This window comes from Ruegeria sp. I3, assembly GCF_056532525.1.
The window spans coordinates 203,275-225,429 of the sequence record NZ_JBQFNI010000003.1 but is presented as its reverse complement, the minus strand read 5'-3'; the positions used below and the strand labels follow the sequence as shown (position 1 = coordinate 225,429).

Genomic DNA, 22,155 nt, shown 5'->3' with positions numbered 1-22,155 from the left:
ACTAGGGCCTCTGATCAGAGACCCCAGCGTTCCCGGTTTTCGTCAAAAAAGCCTTGGGCTTTTTTCACTTCAATCCAGTTGTTCACATAGTTGATCCAGACCTGATCACTTTGCGGCAACAGCATCGCGATAGGAGAAGGAGAACGCGGCCCGGCATTCTTGACGCGGACGACCGGGAACTTTGCTTCAAGGGTCGATCCCTCGATATTCGAGGTTATGAACACATCTGCACGACCGGCCAAGACCTCCTGAAAACCACGCGCGGGGGCTTCGACTACTTTGATATCCGCATCGGGGAACCATTCGCGCACGCGCTTTTCAAAGGTGGTGCCCAGAGTAGTAGCAACCTTCACGTCTGGCTTGTTGATCGAGTCGTAGCCATCAAATTTGTCGGCCTTTTCCTTGGTTGTGTAGGGAAACAACTCAACCGCGATGTAACTGTCGGAAAACCCTGCAACTTTCATGCGCGGAGGTGAGATAGAAGCCGAACCGGTGATGTGGTACTTCCCCGCTACCACACCATTGACCAATGTTTTCCAGTCGGTGGGCACATATTCGACCTCAACACCCAGATCAGCGGCCAGCGCGTTCATGATGTCGATATCATAGCCTTTATAGCTGTTAGTCGCCGGGTCGCGCAGTGACATCGGATTCCAGTCACCGGTTGTCCCCACTTTCAGCACGCCGTCATCCAAAATTTCATTCAGAGCCGACTGTGCTTGCGCAGCGCCGCTGATCACAAGACCGAGCGCAGCCGCAGCCGCGACTTTAACAAAACGTTTCATGTGGTTCTCCCGTTGGTGGCGTTAGTCTTTTATTACGACATTGCTTCTTGATTTAAGCGTAAAGAAAAAGATAACCTCAAGCAACTAATTAACTCATAGTAATCACAAGTGGGCCAGCAGATGCCAAACGCAGCGATCGAGCTTGTCGACGTAGACAAGTGGTTTGGCACATTTCACGTGCTCAAGAACATCAACCTGACAGTCAACAGTGGTGAAAAGGTTGTGATCTGCGGCCCATCCGGATCGGGTAAATCAACGGTCGTAAGATGCATCAATCAGCTTGAGAAACATCAAAAGGGCACCATCCGCATCGATGGGGTCGAACTGAACGATGATGCCAAATCTGCAGCCACCATCCGGTCAGAAGTTGGCATGGTGTTCCAGCAATTCAATCTGTTCCCGCATCTAACAGTGCTGGAAAACCTGACCCTTGGTCCGATCAAGGCCCGCGGGTTGAGCCGAAAAGAAGCCGAAGACAAAGCGCGCCACTACCTTGAGCGTGTTCATATACCCGATCAGGCCGACAAGCGCCCGATACAGCTTTCAGGTGGACAGCAGCAGCGAGTGGCAATTGCCCGTTCGCTTTGCATGGAGCCCCGGGTCCTTTTGTTCGACGAACCCACCTCGGCGCTCGACCCCGAGATGATCTCCGAAGTGCTCGACGTGATGGTCGAACTTGCCGAGGAAGGCATGACCATGGTTGTGGTGACCCATGAGATGGGATTTGCCCGAAAAGTGGCCGACAACATGGTGTTCATGGATGCAGGCGAGATTGTCGAACAAGGTAAGCCCGAGCATTTCTTCACCAATCCAATGTCTGAGCGGTGTCAGAAATTCCTGAGCCAAATTCTGCAGCATTGAGTTGGGTCCGATGAAAAAAACACTTCTATTCCTCCCCCTTTTCTTGCTGATCACGGGCTGTTCGTCCTCACAGACCTGGGGTTGGTACGTCATCGATCCAACCACGGCTTCAGGCTGGACCAATGTAAAATTCCTGATTTCGGGCATGGGTGCGACCATTCAGATTTCGCTGATTGCGGCAGTTTTGTCGATTGTCATTGGATTGCTGGTTGCCCTGCCGGGTCTGTCGGAAAAGCGCGGCTGGCGGCTGGTAAACCGGGTATATGTCGAATTTGTCCGCTCGATCCCTCTGTTGCCTATGCTGTTTTGGGTGTTCTACGGGTTGCCGATTGTCTTTCAGTCGATGGGTATGAACATCCCAATCGATCCCTTCTGGGGCGCAATTATCACCCTTGCGATATCGGACAGCGCCTTTACCGCCGAGATCTACCGTGCCGGTATACAATCTATCGCAAAAGGGCAAAGCGAGGCGGCGCAAACGATTGGCCTGAACTATTTTCAGACCATGCGCTATGTGATCCTGCCGCAAGCGATCCGGCGCATTCTGCCGCCGCTGGCCAACCAGTTCATCTACATCGTGAAGATGAGCGCATTCGCCAGCGTCATCGGCATGCAAGAACTGACACGCCGTGCGAATGAGCTGGTAGTGACGGAATACCGCCCGCTTGAGATCTATACCTTGTTGATCTTCGAGTATCTGGTGCTGGTACTGATCATCAGCGCCGGTGTGCGTTGGCTCGAGCGCCGGATGGGCGCAGATGAGCGCGGATAAGGAGCATAAGATGGACTGGAAAGACTTCATGGCCGAGACCGAGGCCAATATTGGTGCATTCTCGAAAGAAGTGCCCGAAACCGTGCGTGGTTTCGGCATCATGGGTAAGGCGGCCAAAACAGATGGTGCGCTGAGTGAAAAGACAAAGGAATTCATGGCGTTGGGGATTGCCATCGCGACGCGCTGCGACAGCTGCATCGGCTTCCATGTCAGCTCATTGGTGCGGCTGGGTGCGACCCGCGAAGAGCTGTGCGAAGCGCTGGCTATGGCCACCTATATGGGCGGCGGCCCGTCTTACGCCTACAGCGCCAAGGCGTTGAAGGCGTTTGATGTGTTTTCAGAGTAATAGACCGGTACGCGGTCCGATTTCATTGGATGGTTCTTGCCATGGCAGTCACCGAAATCCGTAATGAAGGGATGCGAATTGGTGGCAAGATCATCATTACCGCTGAGACCATCCCGGTTCACTACCCCTATACCAATGAGGTCGTGGGCCATGTGCCCGCAGGGCAGGCTGAACACGCGCGCCGCGCCCTCGAAATTGCGGCCCACTACAAGCCCGAACTGACCCGCTATGAACGCAGCCAAATCCTGCAACGGGCTGGAGAGCTGATTGGTGAACGTCGCGATTACCTCACCAAATGGCTGGTGCTTGAGCTTGGCATCTGCCATCAACACGCGATCTACGAGACCAAGCGCGCGCAGGATGTCTTTCAATTTGCAGCGGCCGAGGCACTGAAGGATGATGGCGAAATCTTTGCGTGCGATCTGACCCAAAACGGTAAAGCCCGCAAGATTTTCACGATGCGCGAGCCTGTGACCGCAATCAGCGCGATCACTCCATTCAACCATCCACTCAACATGGTCAGCCACAAGGTTGCTCCGTCGATCGCCACCAATAACTGCATGGTCTGCAAACCGACCGAGTTGACGCCTCTGACCTGCCTGACGCTGGCCGATATCCTTTATGAGGCAGGCCTGCCGCCTGAGATGTTTCAGGTGGTCACTGGCTGGCCACAGGACATTGGGAATGAGATGATCACCAATGAAAACATCGACATCATAACCTTCACCGGTAGTGTTCCCGTGGGCAAGATGATCGCAGAGAAAGCGGTTTACAAACGTCAGGCGCTGGAGTTGGGCGGTAACGATCCACTGATTGTTCTGAATGACCTCAACGATGCCGATCTAGACAGGGCCGCAACGATCGCCGTAGCCGGGGCCACCGGCAATTCGGGACAACGCTGCACTGCGATCAAGCGAATACTGGTGCAAGAGAGTGTCGCGGACACCTTTGTGCCTTTGGTGCTGGAGAGGGCCAAAAAGATCAGGTTCGGCGATCCGCAGGATCCTGAGACCGAGCTGGGTTGCGTGATCCACGAGGATGCGGCCAAGCTTTTCGAAGATCGTGTTCACTTGGCCCAGAAAGAGGGAGCAGAAGTCCTTTACCACCCCGGACGTCAGGGCGCGCTGCTGCCGCCGATCGTGGTCGACGACGTTCCCCACGACTCTGCGTTAGTGATGGAGGAAACTTTCGGCCCCATTATTCCCATCATTCGCGTGCCCGACGACGATGACGAGGTCATGCGCATCTCGAACTCTACTGTGTACGGCCTGTCGTCGGGGGTATGTACCAATGACCTGAACCGCGCAATTGCCTATATCAATGGGCTGAACGTGGGCACCTGCAATATCTGGGAACAACCCGGATACCGTATCGAATTGTCCCCGTTTGGGGGCATCAAGGATTCGGGCAATGGTGTCAAAGAAGGGGTCATCGAGGCCATGAGGTTCTTTACGAATGTCAAAACCTACTCGCTTCCTTGGCCCGGTTGAAGGCTTGTTGAAGATTGCAATGCACACCACCAGTGATGCATGCTCGCTCAGCCAAGAAATGACCGCTTGAGCCATTCGGCTCTTGGCGTCATATGTGCCTTCGAACGCACGCGCGATGCCCCGAAACAAGGAAATACCTCATGCAAAAGGTTCTGATCACAGGTACTGCCGGATTTATCGGGTTCCATCTTGCCAAACTTTTGCTTGAGAACGGTTGCCGGGTTCATGGCTTTGACGGGATGACTGATTATTACGATGTCCGCCTCAAACAGAGCCGACATGCGCTGTTGCTGGAGAACCCAAATTTTTCGTGCGATGAAGGGATGCTGGAAGATACCGCCAAGTTCGACCAGATCGCTGATGCTTTTGAACCGGACGTGATCATCCATCTCGCAGCGCAAGCTGGCGTCCGGTATAGCCTGGAAAACCCGCGCGCCTATGTCGAAAGCAATGTTGTCGGGACGTTCAACGTTATGGAAGCTGCGCGGCGGCACAAAGTGCGGCATCTGCTGATGGCTTCGACTTCGTCGATCTACGGGGCAAATCCTGACATGCCCTTCGACGAGTGCGAAAAAGCAGATCATCAACTCACTATGTACGCAGCCACCAAAAAGGCAAATGAAGCGATGGGGCATTCCTATGCCCATCTTTGGGATATACCGACAACCATGTTCCGGTTTTTTACGGTTTATGGCCCGTGGGGACGCCCTGATCTTGCATTCTTCAAATTTACCGATGCAATCCTCAACGACCGCCCGATAGACATCTACAACCACGGCGACATGTATCGTGATTTCACATATGTGGATGACCTGGTGCGCGCAATCTCTCTGCTGATCGACGTTGTGCCTGTTCGCCCCAAAGCCCCCGAAGACATCGCCGAAGGTGACAGCCTGAGCCCGGTCGCTCCCTATCGCATAGTGAACATTGGAAATTCAGACAAAGTGCGTTTGTTGGATTTCATCGACGCCATCGAAGAAAGCCTCGGCAAACCCGCGATCCGAAACTATATGGAGATGCAGTTGGGCGATGTGCCTGCAACTTGGGCCAATGCCGATCTGCTGCACCGCCTGACCGGTTATCGCCCAAAAACCGAAATCAAGGACGGCATTCAGGCCTTCGTGGACTGGTATCGCGTATATTACGGTAAATAGAACCTGCCTAAACCTGAATTCGCCGGCGACAGCACCGATTAAACCATCAGCGCGATCAGATCGCTTTTTTCAGTGCCTCGATTATCTGCTCTTGCGAATTCTCCTGCAGATACGGGTGCATCGGCAGGCTAATCACTGTTGCGGCGGCCTGATCGCCAACAGGCAAGTCGGCATTTGGGTCAGAAACAGCTAGTTGCTTGTTCAACGGCAGTGGATAATGCACAGCGGTCGGAACCCCGGCGTCTTTGAGCTTAGCTTGCACATCCTCACGATTGTCCACGCGTATCGTGTACTGCGCCCAGGCGCTGGTCGCCCCCTCCATCAGCGTCGGAGCGGCGATATTGGTTTCCTTCAGTAGCACTTTGTAACGGTCCGCGACGGTGTCCCGCAGGACCAGTTCATCCTCGAAAATATCCAGCTTGCACAGCAGGATCGCAGCCTGCAACGTGTCCAGACGGCTGTTAACGCCAACCCTGATATGGTGATAACGCCGGTCCTGCCCGTGCCGGGCAATCTGGCGAAGAATGATGCTCAGATCATCGTCCGAGGTGAAGATCGCACCACCATCGCCGTAGCAACCAAGGGGTTTCGATGGGAAAAAGCTGGTGCAGGAAATCGTTGACAGGTTTCCTGACCGTTTGCCACGCAGCGATCCGCCGAAGCTCTGTGCGGCATCCTCTATGACAGGTAGGCCGTTTGCCACAGCCACCTCGTTAATTCGTTCGAAATCAGCAGGTTGGCCATACAGCGACACCGGTATAATTGCCTTTGTCCGGGGTGTGATCGCAGCGTCAAGCTTGTTGGGATCAAGGTTATAACTAGTCTGGTCAATATCGACATAAACCGGCTTTGCGCCCAGCAATTTGACGGCTTCAGCCGTGGCGATATATGAAAATCCGGGCGTGATGACCTCATCCCCCGGCCCGACCTCAAGCGCCATCAAGGCAATTTGCAATGCATCCGTTCCATTGGCGCAAGTGATGCAATGTTTAGCTCCCGTAAAGGCAGTCAGCCGTGCCTCTAGTTCAGCCACTTCTGGGCCAAGAATGTACTTTCCATGCGCCAACACATTGGCAATGCCAGCATCAAGCTGATCCTTAATACGTTTCTGTTGTTCCGCCAGGTCAATAAATTGCATCGCTAAAACGCCCTATTGGTTCTTGAGGAATTTCTGCAAGCTGTACCTCTGCAGTTTCCCATACATAATCCGGCACCGCTCGACCATGTTTATTCGTCGGCAAAGACTTAATACACCGGGTCTGTTTGGCACGGATTACCGCAGTACTAATAACTGGGCGGACCGTTTCCCTGTATTGCCCAGTGCCCAAAACGTCATGGGTGGTGGGACAACATGCAGACGATCCGTTTGATCAAAGTACCGTGCTGCTCATCAGCTTCGGATGCTGCTCACCTTTGCTTGCTTCGATCGAGGCATTGCGGATATGGCTGACCATCGCAATTGCAGGCCGGTTTTCATTCAATCCAAACCCGTTCCCGTTCAGAATCTCTTCGTAGCTTCGCGTGTGCAAGTCGGCAAATCCGCCCGAGAATTCGATCTCTTCCCCATCAATAGTGATGGAGCGATAGGTTCTGGCTCCGGTTTCTCGCGCCTCTGCCGGAACGTCATTTACGTCCAGCGACAAGAACCAACGGCACCGGGCGTGTTCAAACTCAAGATAGCCCGCGGCCTTGGTCGGGGCATTGAGATGCACATGGTTCGCCTGAAGATCTCCGAAGAGGAAGTGCAGCATGTCAAAGAAATGCACGCCGATGTTGGTGGCAATACCGCCAGATTTGCGGACATCCCCTTTCCAGCTCTCCAGATACCAACGTCCACGGGACGTGATGTAAGTCAGATCGATCTCGTACTTGGTATCTTTGGGGCTGTTTCGAATCTTGTCCCTAAGAGCAATGATCGAGGGATGTACGCGCAACTGCAGGATCGTGTTTACGGTCTGTCCGGTCGCCTGTTCGATCGCTTCCAGGCCATCGATATCCTCTGGGTTCAACACCAGCGGCTTCTCACAGATCGCATCGGCGCCAGAACGCAATGCAAACCGCATGTGGCTGTCGTGGAGGTAATTCGGCGAGCAGATCGAGACATAATCAATTTTGCCCGCTTCGCTGCGACGTAACATGTCAACATAGCGATCAAAACGCTCAAACTCCGTAAAAAAATGTGCATCGGGGAAGTGGCTATCGATAATCCCAACGGAGTCGCTTGTGTCCAGAGCAGCCAACAACGTGTTTCCGGTATCCGTTATCGCCTTCATGTGGCGCGGCGCGATGTATCCTGCGGTTCCTATTAGTGCGAAGTTGCTCATTCGGTGCGTCCCAAGTGCTCAAATTGTGCTACAGCGCTTCCAAGAATTTCTTTGGGAAGTCAATAGAGGCAGGCATTTCAAGCATCGCCAATCACGCTGGAAACCCCGATCAACCTCTGTTAGAGCGGTCCGGAATTGTCAGAGCTAGATTGATCTTCGACCGATGTCAGACACCCGCCCCAAATCTCAAAAAACCGTTTTCTGTCTTACCTACCACGAGATAACGGCGGATGCGCGCGTTCTTAAAGAAGCGCGCGCGCTTCAAGCAGCGGGCCATAACGTACATATCTTCTGCGACTGGCCAGGGGGAATGCCGCAAGAAGACAGCATCGATGGCATTCGGATCACGCGATTCAATTGGCAATCTTCCGAACATATTACCAACGACATGCTAAAGCGTTTCTTTTTTGTGGATCGTGTTTCGGATGAAGTAGATAAGCGCGTTCTGCCCTATATTAAGTCTGCAGCGAGATTGAATAGACTCAAATCCAAGTTTCGAGAGTTTCTGTCAGATGAAGAAGTTCTGAAGCTCGACCCGATGTACTACAAAAACTACAGTGGCCGAGAACGACGGAAACGTAAGTTTGCTCACAAACGGCTTCTCTGGAAGATTAAGCTGACATCCGGAATTGGTGACGCTCGGAGAGATCTGAAGCTGTTTAGTTCTGACGCCAGAGAGGTCAGGGAAGGGTTCTTCAAACTCTATCAACTAAACTCTCTCTTATTCGCTGAAAACCTCTGCAACCTCAGATTTGATGATACCCCGGACGTCATTCATGCTCATGACATCTATTGTCTCCCGGCAGGCGTTGTGCTTGCAAAACAGTTTGGGGCGAAGCTTGTATACGACGCACATGAATACGAACCAGCGCGGGCGACGAAGAATCCAACTGATGGATCGAACTTTGCAGAAAACCTAGAAGACGATTGTCTCCCCTTCGTCGATTATATGATCACCGTATCGTCGTCCATCGCAGATTTGTATGCCAAACGCTTCAAAGATAGTCCGACACTTATCCTCAATGCTCCAGAGATAGATGTTGATTACATGGATAGTCGTAAAGAAAAGGCGTTGGATCAGCTTTCTATCCGTGCTCAGGCAAACGTTGCTGACGGGGCGCCCTTGATTATTTTTACTGGCGGCATTCAAATGTCACATCGTGGGCTAGATAAAGTTCTTGAGGCTTTGGTTCATCTTCCCGAAGTCAAGTTAGCTACGATGGGCCCACGGCACCTCCGAAACGACAAGTGGTTCATGAGTGTCGCTCATGACCTAGGTGTGGATGATCGGGTTACCTTGCTTCCACCTGTGGCAGCTCCAGATGTACCAGTCGCAATTAGTACAGCAGACCTCGCTATATGCCCGTTTCAGGACGTATCGCTCAATCACCGCTACGCAATGCCCAACAAGCTTTTTGAGGCAGCATTTGCTGGCGTACCAATTTGTGTTTCAGATCTTCCAGAGATGCGTCGGTTTGCAGAGTCTCTCGGTTTCGGACGAGCAATGGACGAAACAGATCCTCTGAGCATTGCTGAAGCTATTCGGGATGTCTTGGATCATCCCGAACGCTTTACGTTAAGCGCCGCCAACAGAAGGAAGCTTTGGGAGACTTACAGCTGGCCTGCGCAAGCCAAGAAGTTGGCGGCGCTCTATGAAGGTATTTAAACTCGCGCGGCTAGTATCTGTGCGATTTGTTGCGAAGCGGTTCCATCACCATAGATTTCCACCTGATTCCCGGTAGTCCCTATCGCACTGAGGATACCATCCTCGATATCCCCTTCTGTGGGTGAAACGATACGATTCCAGCCGCTTTCAACAAGCTCAACCCATTCTGTTTCCGTTCTAAGAGTGACGCAAGGGACGCCGTAAAAATACGCTTCTTTCTGCACTCCGCCAGAGTCCGTAGCAACCAGCACCGCATTGCTTTCTAGAGCGACCATATCCAAGTACCCGACTGGGTCTATTGTTTGGACATGTTCGAATTTACTACCGATTCCTTTTATCCTTGCGGCAGTACGTGGATGCAATGGCAAGACAACCGGATGTTGTTTCGCAACCGCCTCCAGACCATCAACAATGTTTGTTAACGTTTCTGGCGAATCCGTATTTTCAGCTCTATGGATCGTCGCAAGTATGAATCCGTTTGCGTCTACCCCAATGTCAGCCAAAATTGTTGATTTCTGCTTGGCCTTTTCACCAAAGTGTAGTGCTGCGTCGAACATCACGTCACCGACTTCAAAAATTTTGCTCTCCGAAATGCTTTCTCTTCGCAGATTTTCCACAGCGTCGCTGGAAGTCGTGAACAGAAGGTCGGAAATGTGATCCGTTAGCACTCGGTTCGTTTCTTCGGGCATCTTTCGATTATAAGAGCGCAGCCCGGCCTCGACGTGCGCCACCGGGATATGAAGTTTTGAGGCGACCAATGCACCCGCCAATGTTGAATTCGTATCCCCAAAAACAAGGAGCGCATCTGGTTCATGTTCTTGAATGACGGGTTCAAGTTTCTGCATCATCAGTCCTGTCATGGCACCATGACTGCCTGAGTTCACCGATAGGTTGATGTCGGGTTTTGCAATTTCTAGTTCGTCGAAAAAAATCTTAGACATCGAATCGTCATAGTGCTGTCCTGTGTGAATCAGCAGCTCTGTTACTCCCGGCATGGAACGAAGGGCTCTGCTCACCGGAGCCAATTTAATAAACTGAGGGCGTGCGCCAACTACAACTGCGATTTTCACGGTAGCTCCAAATAAGTAATAACCTAAAACTGCGCTAACACACGGCCTATATAAATTCCACGTGATATCTTGTGACTGTTTTGCTCACGTAGGTTCAGACTAGCTTGGCGTTAGATGCCAGCGCGCTAGCGCTCGGACCTATCGAATTAAATCGCACTGCATGCTTCGCGCCTCTGATATCGAAGCTTTGACACGCGTGATCTTTTCTGGTTGACCGACGAACAGTTGGCACATCTAGGACCCTTCTTTCCGAAGTCACCTGGAAAACCCGGGGGCGATGACAGGTGGGTGTCGAGCGGAATAGTCTTCTTCGCCCGCTATGGTTTGCGCTGGCGCAACGCGCTATGAAGGCTGCCCAAAGGTCTTTCTCGCAGACATCGCTCACGCGGAAACCGTCTCTATTGGTTGGGGATCATGACCCTACTGAAATGGCCAAAATCTCTTACCACAATACAAGCATTGCCAAACTTATCGATTCAGAATGGGTTCTATTAGACAGCATAAGGCCGGTGCGCCTGAGCGGCGACCGGCCTTTTCCAATCAGAAATGTGCCGAATTGGAATTTGCGGGCTTGGCGACCGGAGGTGCAAAGCGGGTCAGGTCGATCCCTTCGACAGCGGCCTTGTATTCCTCGATTTTCGGAGTTCGCCCGAGGATGGCAGACAGTACAACTACCGGTGTGGAAGCCAGAAGGGATTCACCTTTCTTATCTTCCGAGTCCTCGACAACACGCCCTTGGAACAAGCGGGTAGATGTCGCCAGAACAGTATCACCTTTCTCAGCCTTTTCCTGATTACCCATGCAAAGGTTGCAGCCCGGACGCTCAAGATACAGCGTATTTTCGTATTCGGTTCGCGCTGATGTCTTGGGGAAAAGATCGTCGAATTCGAAACCGGAATATTCCTGAAGAATGCTCCACTCACCTTCTTCCTTCAACTCATCAACTATGTTGTAGGTTGGCGCCGCGACGACCAGAGGGGCCTTGAATTCAATCTTGCCCTCCTTCTTCTCAAGGTTCTTAAGCATCTGCGATACGATGATCAGATCACCCTTGTGGACCATGCAAGATCCGACAAATCCCAGATCCACTTTCTTTTCCCCTTTGTAGTAGGAAACAGGCCGGATCGTATCGTGCGTATAACGCTTGGAGACATCCGCGTTGTTCACATCAGGGTCGGCGATCATGGGCTCGTTGATCTCGTTCAGATCAACGACCAGCTCGGCAAAATACTCGGCATTTTCATCCGGCCTCAGGGCTGGAACTGCGCCGGATCTGATCTCGGCTATACGTGCGTCGGCTTTGTCGATCAGGCCTTGCAGGGTCCGCGCCTCATTCTCCATGCCCTTGTCGATCATGATCTGAATCCGACCTTTGGCGATTTCCAGTGACTCGATCAGGGTCTCGTCTTCGGAAATACAGATCGAAGCCTTCGCCTTCATCTCGGCCGTCCAGTCGGTGAAGGTAAAAGCCTGATCCGCCAGCAGGGTTCCGATATGAACTTCGATAATACGCCCTTGGAACACGTTATCGCCGAAAGCCTTCAGCATCTGCGCCTGTGTCGCGTGGACCACGTCGCGGAAATCCATGTGATCGGCCATTTTGCCTTTGAACGTCACCTTCACAGATTCCGGAATGGGCATGGTTGCTTCGCCCGTGGCCAGTGCCAAGGCAACGGTGCCCGAATCCGCCCCGAAAGCCACACCTTTGGACATGCGCGTGTGCGAGTCGCCCCCAATGATGATGGCGCGATCATCCACGGTGATATCGTTCAGAACCTTGTGGATCACGTCGGTCATCGAGTGATATTCACCCTTGGGATCGCGCCCTGTGATCAGGCCGAAATTGTTCATAAACGCCATCAGTTTGGGGATGTTGGCTTGCGCCTTCTTGTCCCAGACCGAGGCGGTGTGGCAACCGGACTGATACGCACCATCGACGGTTGGAGAAATCACGGTCGCCGCCATCGCCTCAAGCTCTTGCGAGGTCATCAGGCCAGTGGTGTCCTGCGATCCTACGATGTTGACCTTGACCCGTACGTCCGACCCGGCGTGCAAGACCGTGCCTTCCACTACTCCCAAAGCGTTGCGGTTAAAGATCTTTTCGACCGCGGTCAGGCCCTGTCCATCTCGGCTGATCTCTTTCGAAGGCGCAAATGCCGACTTCAGCTCGACTCCCAGTGTCTGTGCTGCAAATGTTTGCAACTTCTTGCCGAACACGATGGCGTAGGATCCGCCGGCCTTCATGAACTCCTGCTTTTGCGGAGTGAAGGACGAGGCAATATCAACAAGCTCTTTGGCGCCATCGGCGTCATAAAGCTTTTTGTCTTTCGTATTGATTGTGAGCACTGTCCCGGTTTCGACCGAGTACTTTTGCTCCAGGATAGGGCTGTCGTCATTGTTGAGGATCGGATTCCCCTCGGAATCGACTTTCTTGACCCAGTTTTTCAGGTCGATACCAATCCCGCCCGTCACACCAACGGTGGTCAGAAAGATCGGAGAGATACCGTTCGTGCCGGCCACGATCGGGGCAATGTTTACGAATGGCACATATGGGCTGGCCTGCTTACCGGTCCAAAGCGCCACGTTGTTGACGCCCGACATCCGGGACGAGCCAACTCCCATTGTCCCTTTCTCAGCAATCAGCATTACGCGTTTATCTGGGTGCTGGCGCTGTAATTCTTGAATCTCGTCTTGCGCTTGCTGCGAGATTAGGCACTTGCCATGCAGCTCCCGATCCGAGCGCGAGTGTGCCTGGTTGCCCGGCGACAGCAAGTCAGTCGAAATATCGCCCTCGGCAGCGATATACGTGACAATTTTGATCTCTTCCTCGATATCGGGCAGCTTGGTGAAGAACTCGGCCCGCGCATAGCTTTCAAGAATGTCGCGCGCGACCGGATTTCCGGCAGAAAACGCCTCCTTCAAACGATCCGTATCAGCCTCATATAGGAAGACCTGTGTTTTCAGCACTTCGGCCGCCTGCCCTGCGATCTCGGGATCACCACCCAAAGCCAGATCAAGAAGAACCTCAACCGAAGGACCGCCTTTCATGTGCGACAACAGTTCAAAGGCAAAGGGTACTGAAATTTCGTCAACCAGCGCTTCGCCCAGAATGATCTCTTTCAAAAAACGCGCCTTCTCGCCAGCGGCGCTGGTCGTGCCGGGCAGCGTATTATAGATGAAATAGTTTAGAGAATCCGCACGATGCGCATGATCGACGTCCTTGATCTGTTTAACAAGCTCTTTGACAAGCGCGCCGTCATCAATCGGTTTCGGATGCAGACCCTGCGCTTTGCGGGCTTCAATTTCGTCGAGGTAGTTGGTGTAAAGGCTCATGGCTCGTTCCGGTATATGTGGCTCGATTAGCAGGGGCTCAAAGACGTTATGAACGCCCGAGGATCCTAATTGTATGCGGCGGTATACTAAATGATCGGAACTTGCAACCCTTGCACCTGTGGCGCGATGTCCCGTCTAAAAGCAACACTTCACAAAGGATTTTGTGCCAGCCAATGACTTTCGATAAGTCCGCTATGTCCTTATCTGAACCCTGTTCCCGGACGATATGCATATAGACCGGCGAGGTAATGAATAGCCATAAGGCGTAAACCGCCCCTGCTTCGAATTACGTCAGGCAGTTGCTCGGGTCAGATAATCCTGAACCATATCGCCAAAACTCTGTTCAACAGCGAACTCAAAACCGCCCTCGCATCGCATCACCAGTGCTTTGAGGCCAAACAGCTCAGAATACGTTACCGCGTCATCATCAAAGGCAGAGGCGTGCAGATCAAGCGGACAGGCAATGGTCATCACATCCGCGGCTTGAGGGCCGGTGACGCGAAAGAAGGCAAGAGTGTCCGAAACCCGAACGATACTGATATCTGCAGGGCAGTCCGTGGGTTTGAGCTGCGCTTCCAGCACATCTTCCAGTTCCAGCGAAGCACGTACAATCCAGTGATTGCGTCCAATGTAATATACCTCAAACGCTTCCTGCATTGCCCTTGTGTTGGGGCGGCTTGGCAGGGAAGTTTCGACCCAATTTTGAACGACCTCGGGATCCCCTTTAAGGTCAAACAGCGCATTAAGGGTTTGGCGTTCGATATTGACGTCGTAGCTCATCTCAGGATCTCAGGCGCTGACCCTCGGGGTCATGGAATACAGGCTTTGTGATGGTCACCGGGATCACCTCGTCTTTCAGCCGAACATGCGCGGTTTGCCCGTGTCGCTCCTGCCCGTTCTTCAGCAACGCCAGGCCAACCCAGCGATTGTTGACGACGCTCCAGACGCAGGCGGTAACCAATCCTTCGGTCGTTTCTTTGCGACCTTCAGGGGTTAGTGGCGCGCCTTCGGGCACTTGCTTGTCAGGGTCTTCGGGCAAGATGCCGACCAATTCCCGGCGTTCCCCTACCGCTTCACGGCGCAAGTGGACCGAGCGCTTGCCTAGGTAGTCGGGCTTTTTCTTCGACATTGCCCAGCCCATGCCCAGGTCATAGGCGTCCACGGTGCCGTCGACCTCATGCCCTAGCGACAGAAAGCCTTTTTCTACACGCAAGACATGGCTGGATTCCGATCCTACAGGCAGGATACCAAAGGGTGCACCAGCCTCCATCACCTTGTCCCACAAGGCGGCCATGTGGCGTGGGGCAACGTTGACCTCATAGGATAGCTCACCGGTGAAGCTAACGCGCACAACCCGCGCAGGGAACCCCGCAACCGTACCGTCCCGGAACGACATGAAGGGGAATGCCTCGGGCGACAGATCGATATCCGTAAACAGCGCGTGCATGACATCGCGCGCGCGGGGTCCACAAATGGTGGCGTTGTTCCACTGGCTTGTCACAGTTGTGATCATGACTTGCCAGTCAGGAAACTCGGTCTGAAGCAGCTTTTCCATGTGCTGGTTGACGGCGTCTGCATGGCCCGTTGAGGTCGAGATCATCCAGCGGTGCTGATCCAGCCGAAAGGCCACCCCGTCATCTATGATCAGACCATCATCCGACAACATAAGACCATAGCGACCATCGCCAGGCTTCAGGCTGGACATGATGTTCGAATACAGAAAATCCAGAAAGCGCGGAACATCGCGCCCTTTAAGCTCGAACGTGCCGAGCGGCGAACCGTCGTATACGCCAACGCCTTCACGCACCGCGCGGCATTCCCGGTTCACCGCCTCTTGCAGGCCCTCACCGGGTTTGGGAAAAAACCCCGGACGGCGCCATCGGGCACCAGCCTCATACATCACTGCGCCATAATCCTTGTTCCATTGGGTCACCGGCGTGTGCCGGTAGGGGAACAACACCGAGTCCTCACGCAGCCCCCCAATCGCACCGAATGAGACCGGCGTGTAGGGAGAGCGGAATGTCGTCGTGCCAAAATCTTGCAATGGAACGCCCTTTTGCAGAGCAACGGTGCCAATAATGTTGATATTGCCCGTCTTGCCCTGATCTATGCCCATCCCGCCAGTGGTGTAGCGTTTGACATGTTCCACGTTGTCATATCCTTCACGCAGCGCCAGATGCACATCGCTGACCGCAACATCGTTCTGAATATCCAGGAATGCCTTTCCGCGTTGCCCTGGCACATCTACGCGCCATAGCGGTTCAATCGAATAAGGCAGCTCTGAACCGTCATCGATGATCCGATCCAGTGTGAGATCCCCCGCCGCCGCGCCGACGGCCCGACAGGATTGAACCGGTTGATCGGGCAAAAACGCAGCGAGTTCTTCATCAAACCGAAGTGTGCTGCGGGGCTGAGACCACAAATGCACGGTTGGGTTCCAGCCTCCCGAATGGGCCAGCAGATCGCAGTCGATCCAGATCCCAGTGCCTCCGGTCTTGTGAACGGCCTTCACTGCACGGACGCGTTTGTATCCGCGGATATCGGCCGCAACTGTTCCGGCATGGATGTTTATCCCCGGCACCAGATCCAATGCATTTTGCGGAACCGTGTCGCGGCTATCGAGGATCGCGTTAACCGTTACCTCAGCTGCAACCAGATCGGCGGCCACTGCGTAAGCGCTGTTGTTGTTGGTGAACAGAACCACACTCTGACCGGGCGTCACGCCCCAACGATTAACATAGGCCTGCACGGATGAGGCCAACATGACGCCCGGCCTGTCATTATTGGCAAACACCATCGACCGTTCCGTGGCCCCGGTGGCAATCACCACCTCAGCAACACGGACCCGCCAGTTGCGTTCTAGAATGCTGGCCTGATCCGGCTCGCGTTCATTGACGATCAGTAGGTTGTGTTCGCGATAGGCCCATACGGTCGCGTTCTGAAGATGGGTGACGTTTGCCATTTGGCTTAGTTCTTCAACCGCTTCGCCCACCCAATCCATCGCCGGACACCCGCCAATGGTCAGGGTGCGGTTCAGGAGGCTGCCGCCCGCTTCGGTTCCCTCGTCTGCGAGGAAGACACGCTTGCCCGCCCGACCAGCCTCAAGTGCAGCTTGCAGGCCAGCGGGACCTGCACCTGCAATCAAGACATCTGCATGAGCGTAGCGCGCTTCGAAATGCCCCGATGAAGGCGGGTGCGCAGGCGCTGCTGCCAGCCCCGCCGCCTTGCGGATGTATGGTTCAAACAGTTGCCAGTTAGGCCATTTGAAAGTTTTGTAGTAGAAGCCGGCAGGAATAAAACGGCCAATCAATTGATTGATCCCGCCCAGATCAAACTCGGGCGATGGCCAGCAATTGACCGAGCGTGCATTCAGCCCTTCGCGCAATGGAACCGTGGTCGCTGGACGGTTGCCCGAGGCGTCCTCGCCTTCCAGCTCCACAAGCGTTCCTGGCTCTTCGGGACCGTGTCCGACAATGCCGCGTGGGCGGTGGTACTTGAAACTACGGGCTGTTACTCGCACCCCGTTTGCCAGCAAGGCCGAGGCCAGAGTGTCCCCTTCGAACCCTTCGTAAGTTTTCCCATTGAACTGGAACGTCAGAGGGCGGCTTCGATCAACACGACCACCCACTGCGCGGCGATTAATCTGAGCCATCGGGCACCTCCACAATGTCATGTGTCACGGTATCCCGCCAGATTGTCAGCCACTCGCCGCAGCCCCGTGCGTGCCACCACCGCTCTTGCACAGGCCCCATCGGGTTGGGCGTTATGGTCAGGTATTCGACCCAATCAGCATCGCTGACGGCGTTGGTATCGGGTCGAGCAGCTCCGACCGGACCGCCATAGACGAACTCGCTTTCATTGCGCTTGCCACAGAATGGGCAGGGGATGAGCATCATGATCCTGTCCCTTCCTATCTCGCCGTTGTGGTGCCGGCTTCCATCACAAATTCCAGATGGCGGAAGCGGTCCAAAGTGAACGAGGCCATCAGCGGATGCGGCTCGCCTTTGGCGACCAGATGCGCAAGCGTCAGTCCGCCCGCAGGAATGGCTTTGTATCCGCCCCACCAGCCAGCGGTCACGAACAGCCCCGGTACCTCAGTCTGATCCATGATGGGCGAGGCATCATGGGCAATATCAAGATGCCCACCCCATTGGCGCATTAGTTTGAGTTTCTTGAAGCTCGGGAAAAGCGACAGCATCGCGGTCACAGTGTCTTCGAACACATGTTGCTTGATGTCGCGACGAAAGCTTTGCCCCATATCAGGAGCGCCGCCGATCACCATCTCACCCTTGTCAGACTGGCTGAAATAGAACCCACTGTCCGGGCAATTTACGATGACATCCACCAAGGGCTTCACAGGCTCGGACACAAAGGCCGTCAGGTTCATCGTGCGCAATGGCAGCTTGAGCCCCGCTGTCTCGGTCAACGTCGTGGTATGGCCCGATACGGCCACCACAACCTTTTTCGCCCGCACGGTGCCGCGATTGGTCTCGACACCTTCGATGCGCCCATCAGCGCCACGGATCAATGCTTGCACGGCGGTCTGTTGGTGCATCTCCACCCCCATCGCATCCGCCGCGCGGGCATAGCCCCAGGCCACCGCATCATGACGGTTTACACCTGCGTCCGTGTGGACCATTCCGCAGATGATCGGCAGGCGCGCATCTGGCCCACCGCCTGTCAGCGCAGGTATGCGTTTGCGCAATTCTTCTGCGGTGATTTGTTCATATGTCGAGCCATAGATGTCCATGACCAATTGCCGTCGCCGCAACTCTCGCAGTTTGGGCCAGGTCTGCACCACATCCACCATGGTGCGCTTGGAATGCATCATGTTGAAGTTCAACTCATGCGTCAGCCCTTCGTACATCTCGACGGATTTGACGTAGAACGGGATCGACTCGTCACGCATGTAATTTGACCGAATCGTAACCGTATTGCGCGCTATGTTTCCGCCACCCAACCAGCCCCGTTCCAGCACGGCGACGTCGGTTATGCCAAACTCTTTGGCCAGATAGTAAGCCGTGGCCAGCCCGTGACCCCCTGCCCCGATCACCACCACCTCGTACCGGTCTTTGAGCGGCGGGCTCCGCCAGGCTCGGGACCAGTTCTTATGACCAGAAATCGCGTTACGGGCGAGTGAGAATGCCGAATATTTTTGCATAGCAATCATAATATTTACTAAAAATAATCTATCATCAATAAATATATTTACCGTTAAGCAAAAATTCTTGGGCAATCAAAGGTCGTGGGCTACCATGGCGCATGACCTTCAAAATTGAACAGTTTCATCGGAATCTTGCTGGCAAATGGTCGGCCCGATCCCGCTGGCCCTGCTTTATCATAAACTGCCGCAGTTCACCCTCTCTCTGACTCCATGCAGACCGTGGCGCTTTGCGCCTGAATTCAAACCCGCCGGGAAATGAGGCGGATGCTATGGATGGAAGAACTATGATGAACACACCGGATACAGATACTGTTCAGCAAACGTATGCGCACGACGGCGTCGTTTTATTGAGAAACATCCTCAGGGACGATTGGTTAAATAAGTTGCGTGATGCCGTGGACGAAGAGGTCAAAAAGGGTGACCGGTATTTTGCCTATAAAAATATGCGTGAAAAACCGGGTATCTTTCAGGACTATTGTCTGAACTCAGATATTGGAAAGCGCGTGGCCGAGGTGGCGGGCAGCCCCTGGACTTCGTTGATCTATGACCAAATTTTCGTGAAAGAACCTGGCACACGCACCCAGACCGGCTGGCATACAGATCAGCCCTATTGGCCTGTGGCCGGTCCCATCATGACAATGTGGATCGCACTTGATCCTGTCGACCCAGACAATGGAGCGCTGGAATTTGTCCGTGGCTCGCACGCTTGGGGCGCAAAATACCGGCCTTTCAAAACTGACCAGCTTGGCAAGTTTCTTCACTATCTGGAAGAGGATAACCCGGACTATATCGACATGCCCGATTTCGAGGCGGATCGCACTAAATATGACATATTCCACTATGAACAGATGGAACCTGGCGATGCCCTGGCCTTCGATGGAATGACTGTGCATTCGGCGATGGGCAACCGAACCTCGACCCGTCGCAGGCGTGGATATGCGGTACGTTTTGCCGTTGAAGGTGCCACCTATGAACCGCGCGATAGCGTTACTGAATGGCTGCATGATGACGACCTGAAACCGGGTGCTCCCTTTGCCGGTGGGCGCTTCCCTGTCATCTATAGCAACACCTAAGATAAGGGGCCGGGAACTGGCCCATGTTCAGGTTTCAGGCTTGCCGAATTGCACCCTCTGGCACAGCGGCCTCGGCCTCGATCGCTCGGTCGAGCACGCGTCGGTATGTTTTTGCCCCGGCATCCAAACCCAGATCAATATGCGGTGTCTGAGCGTTTTTCATGCCCTTGTGCACTTTTTCCAGCACATCTTTGTCTTCAAGAAACGCCATCCGCGCACCATCATTCATGAATTTCGAAACCTCGGCATTGTCCGGATCAGAGTTGCGATGCTGGAACCAGAAATACCTGGTCTGATCCTCGTTGATTGGCGTCATGAAGTTGTAAGAGATGTTGATGAATGTCTCATCGACAGGATCTTTGTCATATCCACCCGTGCCAACCGGAGTATAGATGGACTTATTCAGCCCGATTGCGGGCATGCACATTTCGTAATGCTGCAAGCGGTCGCAATCGCCGTCGAACGAGACCAGTTTGGCATAGTAAGGCGATGGAGGTTTGTTTTCGATCCAGCGCGAGACAATCACGCCGCGATCTGTCTTTTTGACGTCCAGAGGCTCTTCATCCGTTCCCGCGCCGGCGAATGACGAGACATGTACCCAGGCCACGTGGCTGGGATCAAGCAGGTTGTCGCAAACCCAAAGATAATGGCAATCGATATCCATCACCCCGCCATCGGTTAGGCCCCAGCTCGTGTCATCAAAGTTTTCGATTGGGAAAATCAGGTCCGGATCAGCCAGTTCAGGATCGCCCATCCAGATCCAGAGCAGGCGATAGCGGTCGACAACTGGATAAGACTTCACCACCGCGCGCCGAGGCGTCATCCCCCGCTGCGTTGGGCTGTCCGTACATTTGCCCGAACAATCGAATGTCAGCCCGTGGTAGCCGCATTCGACCAGATCCCCTTTCAGATTGCCATCGGATAGCGGGAGCTTGCGATGCGGGCAGGCATTCTCAAGCGCAACGGGCGTCCCATCCTGCTGACGATAGAGCACAATGTTCTCACCCAGATATGTCTCAGCCTTCAGTTCGCGCCCGATATCCTTGCTCCAGGCGGCAACATACCAGCAATTTCTGAGGTACATGGTTTGCTCTCCAATTTGATCAGTTGGCTTAGCGCCATTATGGCAGCGTCAGTGCAATACACCATTCCGGATTTGTAATGATACATATAAGGCAAGCTAATTCGGCAGCATTACCGACGGGGGCAGATCGGGCTGCGAAGCAACTTCGGCCTTGATCCAGTTCAGGAACTCGCTGACTTTTTGGCTGTCTTTGCTATCAGGGCGCCGGACGAGCCAATAGGAAAGTGGCGATTGGGTCAGTTGCTGAAACGGTCGCACCAAACGGCCATCGCACAACGCATCAATCACCAGCGGTTCGCGCCCAAGCGCCACCCCCAGTCCCTCTATCGCTGCCTGTATGACCATGTTTGATTGGCCCAATCGGCGCGTGCGCACTCCAGACGGCAATGTCAGATTGGTTTGCCGCGCCCAGAACTCCCATGTTGGGCTGGACGTACCATGGTGCAGATTTTCATCTACGAGCAGTGTGTGCTGTGACAAATCTTCAATGCGCTTCAGTTCAGGCAACAGCGCGGGCGCGCAGACGGGAAACAGCCTTTCCCGCATAAGCAAATCAACTTCAAACCCGGGATATTCACCAAGACCATATCGAATGCCGATATCGGAATCTGCGCCGGAAAACGGATAGTATCCCGTATCCGTCGCGATCGAAATAGACAGGTCCGGGTGGGCCAAATCAAAGTGCAGAAGCCTTGGAAACAGCCAGTTGAATGCAAACCCCGGCAAGCATGAAATCACGATGGTCCGGTCCGCACGCGTTCGATCGCGAAGTTGCGCACACACATCTGAAATGCGCCCCAACCCATCCGAGATTGCCTGCGCCAATTGCTCACCTTCGCGGGTAGGTCGCGATTGCCGCGCACCGCGCACCAGCAAATCCCGCCCAAGCCATTCCTCGAGCGATCTGACGTGCTGGCTGACGGCACTTTGGCTGACCCCCAGTTCCTCGGCGGCGGGTGAAAAGCCGGAGTGGCGTACAACTGCCTCAAAGGCTCGCAGCGCGGAGTATGGCAGATTCAAGATCATATTAGTC

At 53.9% G+C, this 22,155-nt stretch carries 18 protein-coding genes and 1 pseudogene; 8 read left to right on the top strand and 11 right to left on the bottom strand.

Annotated features, from left to right (window positions below):
• Positions 1-14 precede the first annotated feature (14 nt).
• A complete protein-coding gene (locus tag ACR0L9_RS09615; protein ID WP_170393886.1) occupies positions 15-785 on the bottom strand; it encodes a transporter substrate-binding domain-containing protein in 771 nt (256 codons plus the stop codon).
• Positions 786-905: 120 nt separating this feature from the next.
• Here ACR0L9_RS09615 and ACR0L9_RS09610 point away from each other — a divergent pair, with 120 nt between their 5' ends.
• The 5 genes from ACR0L9_RS09610 to ACR0L9_RS09590 all read left to right on the top strand — a co-directional run bounded on the left by ACR0L9_RS09610 (position 906) and on the right by ACR0L9_RS09590 (position 5,408).
• Entirely contained in the window at positions 906-1,646 is a 741-nt protein-coding gene (locus ACR0L9_RS09610) for an amino acid ABC transporter ATP-binding protein (protein ID WP_480895507.1), read from the top strand.
• 10 nt (positions 1,647-1,656) lie between these two features.
• Positions 1,657-2,418, top strand: coding sequence for an amino acid ABC transporter permease (locus ACR0L9_RS09605; RefSeq protein ID WP_170562067.1), 762 nt, complete (start codon positions 1,657-1,659; stop codon positions 2,416-2,418).
• Between the two features lie 10 nt (positions 2,419-2,428).
• Positions 2,429-2,764 (top strand): carboxymuconolactone decarboxylase family protein, encoded by a 336-nt coding sequence (locus tag ACR0L9_RS09600; protein WP_480895757.1) that lies wholly within the window; start codon positions 2,429-2,431, stop codon positions 2,762-2,764.
• Between the two features lie 41 nt (positions 2,765-2,805).
• Positions 2,806-4,254, top strand: coding sequence for a phosphonoacetaldehyde dehydrogenase (phnY, locus tag ACR0L9_RS09595; protein WP_480895506.1), 1,449 nt, complete (start codon positions 2,806-2,808; stop codon positions 4,252-4,254).
• A 140-nt stretch (positions 4,255-4,394) separates the two neighbouring features.
• Entirely contained in the window at positions 4,395-5,408 is a 1,014-nt protein-coding gene (locus ACR0L9_RS09590; RefSeq protein ID WP_170646912.1) for an NAD-dependent epimerase/dehydratase family protein, read from the top strand.
• Positions 5,409-5,463: 55 nt separating this feature from the next.
• On the opposite strand, the gene ACR0L9_RS09585 is transcribed toward ACR0L9_RS09590, so the two are convergent.
• Together ACR0L9_RS09585 and ACR0L9_RS09580 are read right to left on the bottom strand one after the other, a co-directional pair.
• A complete protein-coding gene (locus ACR0L9_RS09585; RefSeq protein ID WP_480895505.1) occupies positions 5,464-6,546 on the bottom strand; it encodes a DegT/DnrJ/EryC1/StrS family aminotransferase in 1,083 nt (360 codons plus the stop codon).
• A gap of 232 nt (positions 6,547-6,778) precedes the next feature.
• Positions 6,779-7,732, bottom strand: coding sequence for a Gfo/Idh/MocA family protein (locus tag ACR0L9_RS09580; protein ID WP_480895504.1), 954 nt, complete (start codon positions 7,730-7,732; stop codon positions 6,779-6,781).
• A gap of 163 nt (positions 7,733-7,895) precedes the next feature.
• On the opposite strand from ACR0L9_RS09580, the gene ACR0L9_RS09575 reads away from it, so the two are divergent.
• Positions 7,896-9,398: a glycosyltransferase family 4 protein gene (locus ACR0L9_RS09575; RefSeq protein ID WP_480895503.1), complete on the top strand. Its 1,503-nt coding sequence runs from the start codon at positions 7,896-7,898 to the stop codon at positions 9,396-9,398.
• Here the strand turns inward: ACR0L9_RS09575 and wecB are convergent.
• The gene (gene wecB, locus ACR0L9_RS09570) at positions 9,395-10,468 is read right to left on the bottom strand and encodes a non-hydrolyzing UDP-N-acetylglucosamine 2-epimerase (protein ID WP_170422767.1); all 1,074 of its coding nucleotides are present in this window, start codon (positions 10,466-10,468) and stop codon (positions 9,395-9,397) included. The two genes, ACR0L9_RS09575 and wecB, sit on opposite strands and share 4 nt — an antisense overlap.
• 210 nt (positions 10,469-10,678) lie before the next feature.
• On the opposite strand from wecB, the pseudogene ACR0L9_RS09565 reads away from it, so the two are divergent.
• Positions 10,679-10,810 (top strand): annotated as a pseudogene (locus ACR0L9_RS09565) (IS5/IS1182 family transposase); the annotation flags it as partial.
• A 198-nt stretch (positions 10,811-11,008) separates the two neighbouring features.
• Here the strand turns inward: ACR0L9_RS09565 and ACR0L9_RS09560 are convergent.
• The 5 genes from ACR0L9_RS09560 to ACR0L9_RS09540 form a co-directional block, all read right to left on the bottom strand.
• Entirely contained in the window at positions 11,009-13,801 is a 2,793-nt protein-coding gene (locus ACR0L9_RS09560) for a bifunctional aconitate hydratase 2/2-methylisocitrate dehydratase (protein ID WP_480895502.1), read from the bottom strand.
• Between the two features lie 291 nt (positions 13,802-14,092).
• A complete protein-coding gene (locus ACR0L9_RS09555; protein ID WP_480814896.1) occupies positions 14,093-14,581 on the bottom strand; it encodes a sarcosine oxidase subunit gamma in 489 nt (162 codons plus the stop codon).
• Between the two features lies 1 nt (position 14,582).
• Entirely contained in the window at positions 14,583-17,453 is a 2,871-nt protein-coding gene (locus ACR0L9_RS09550; protein ID WP_480895501.1) for a 2Fe-2S iron-sulfur cluster-binding protein, read from the bottom strand.
• On the bottom strand, positions 17,440-17,697 hold the full coding sequence (locus ACR0L9_RS09545) for a sarcosine oxidase subunit delta (protein WP_170393857.1): 258 nt from the start codon (positions 17,695-17,697) through the stop codon (positions 17,440-17,442). The genes ACR0L9_RS09550 and ACR0L9_RS09545 overlap by 14 nt, the downstream gene beginning before the upstream one ends.
• Positions 17,698-17,711: 14 nt before the next feature.
• A complete protein-coding gene (locus ACR0L9_RS09540) occupies positions 17,712-18,962 on the bottom strand; it encodes an FAD-dependent oxidoreductase (RefSeq protein WP_170393855.1) in 1,251 nt (416 codons plus the stop codon).
• A gap of 272 nt (positions 18,963-19,234) precedes the next feature.
• Here ACR0L9_RS09540 and ACR0L9_RS09535 point away from each other — a divergent pair, with 272 nt between their 5' ends.
• Positions 19,235-20,038: a phytanoyl-CoA dioxygenase family protein gene (locus ACR0L9_RS09535; protein WP_480895500.1), complete on the top strand. Its 804-nt coding sequence runs from the start codon at positions 19,235-19,237 to the stop codon at positions 20,036-20,038.
• Positions 20,039-20,072: 34 nt separating this feature from the next.
• On the opposite strand, the gene ACR0L9_RS09530 is transcribed toward ACR0L9_RS09535, so the two are convergent.
• Positions 20,073-21,122 (bottom strand): aromatic ring-hydroxylating dioxygenase subunit alpha, encoded by a 1,050-nt coding sequence (locus tag ACR0L9_RS09530; RefSeq protein ID WP_170422580.1) that lies wholly within the window; start codon positions 21,120-21,122, stop codon positions 20,073-20,075.
• Between the two features lie 96 nt (positions 21,123-21,218).
• Positions 21,219-22,148 (bottom strand): LysR substrate-binding domain-containing protein, encoded by a 930-nt coding sequence (locus tag ACR0L9_RS09525; RefSeq protein ID WP_170407021.1) that lies wholly within the window; start codon positions 22,146-22,148, stop codon positions 21,219-21,221.
• Positions 22,149-22,155: the final 7 nt, after the last annotated feature.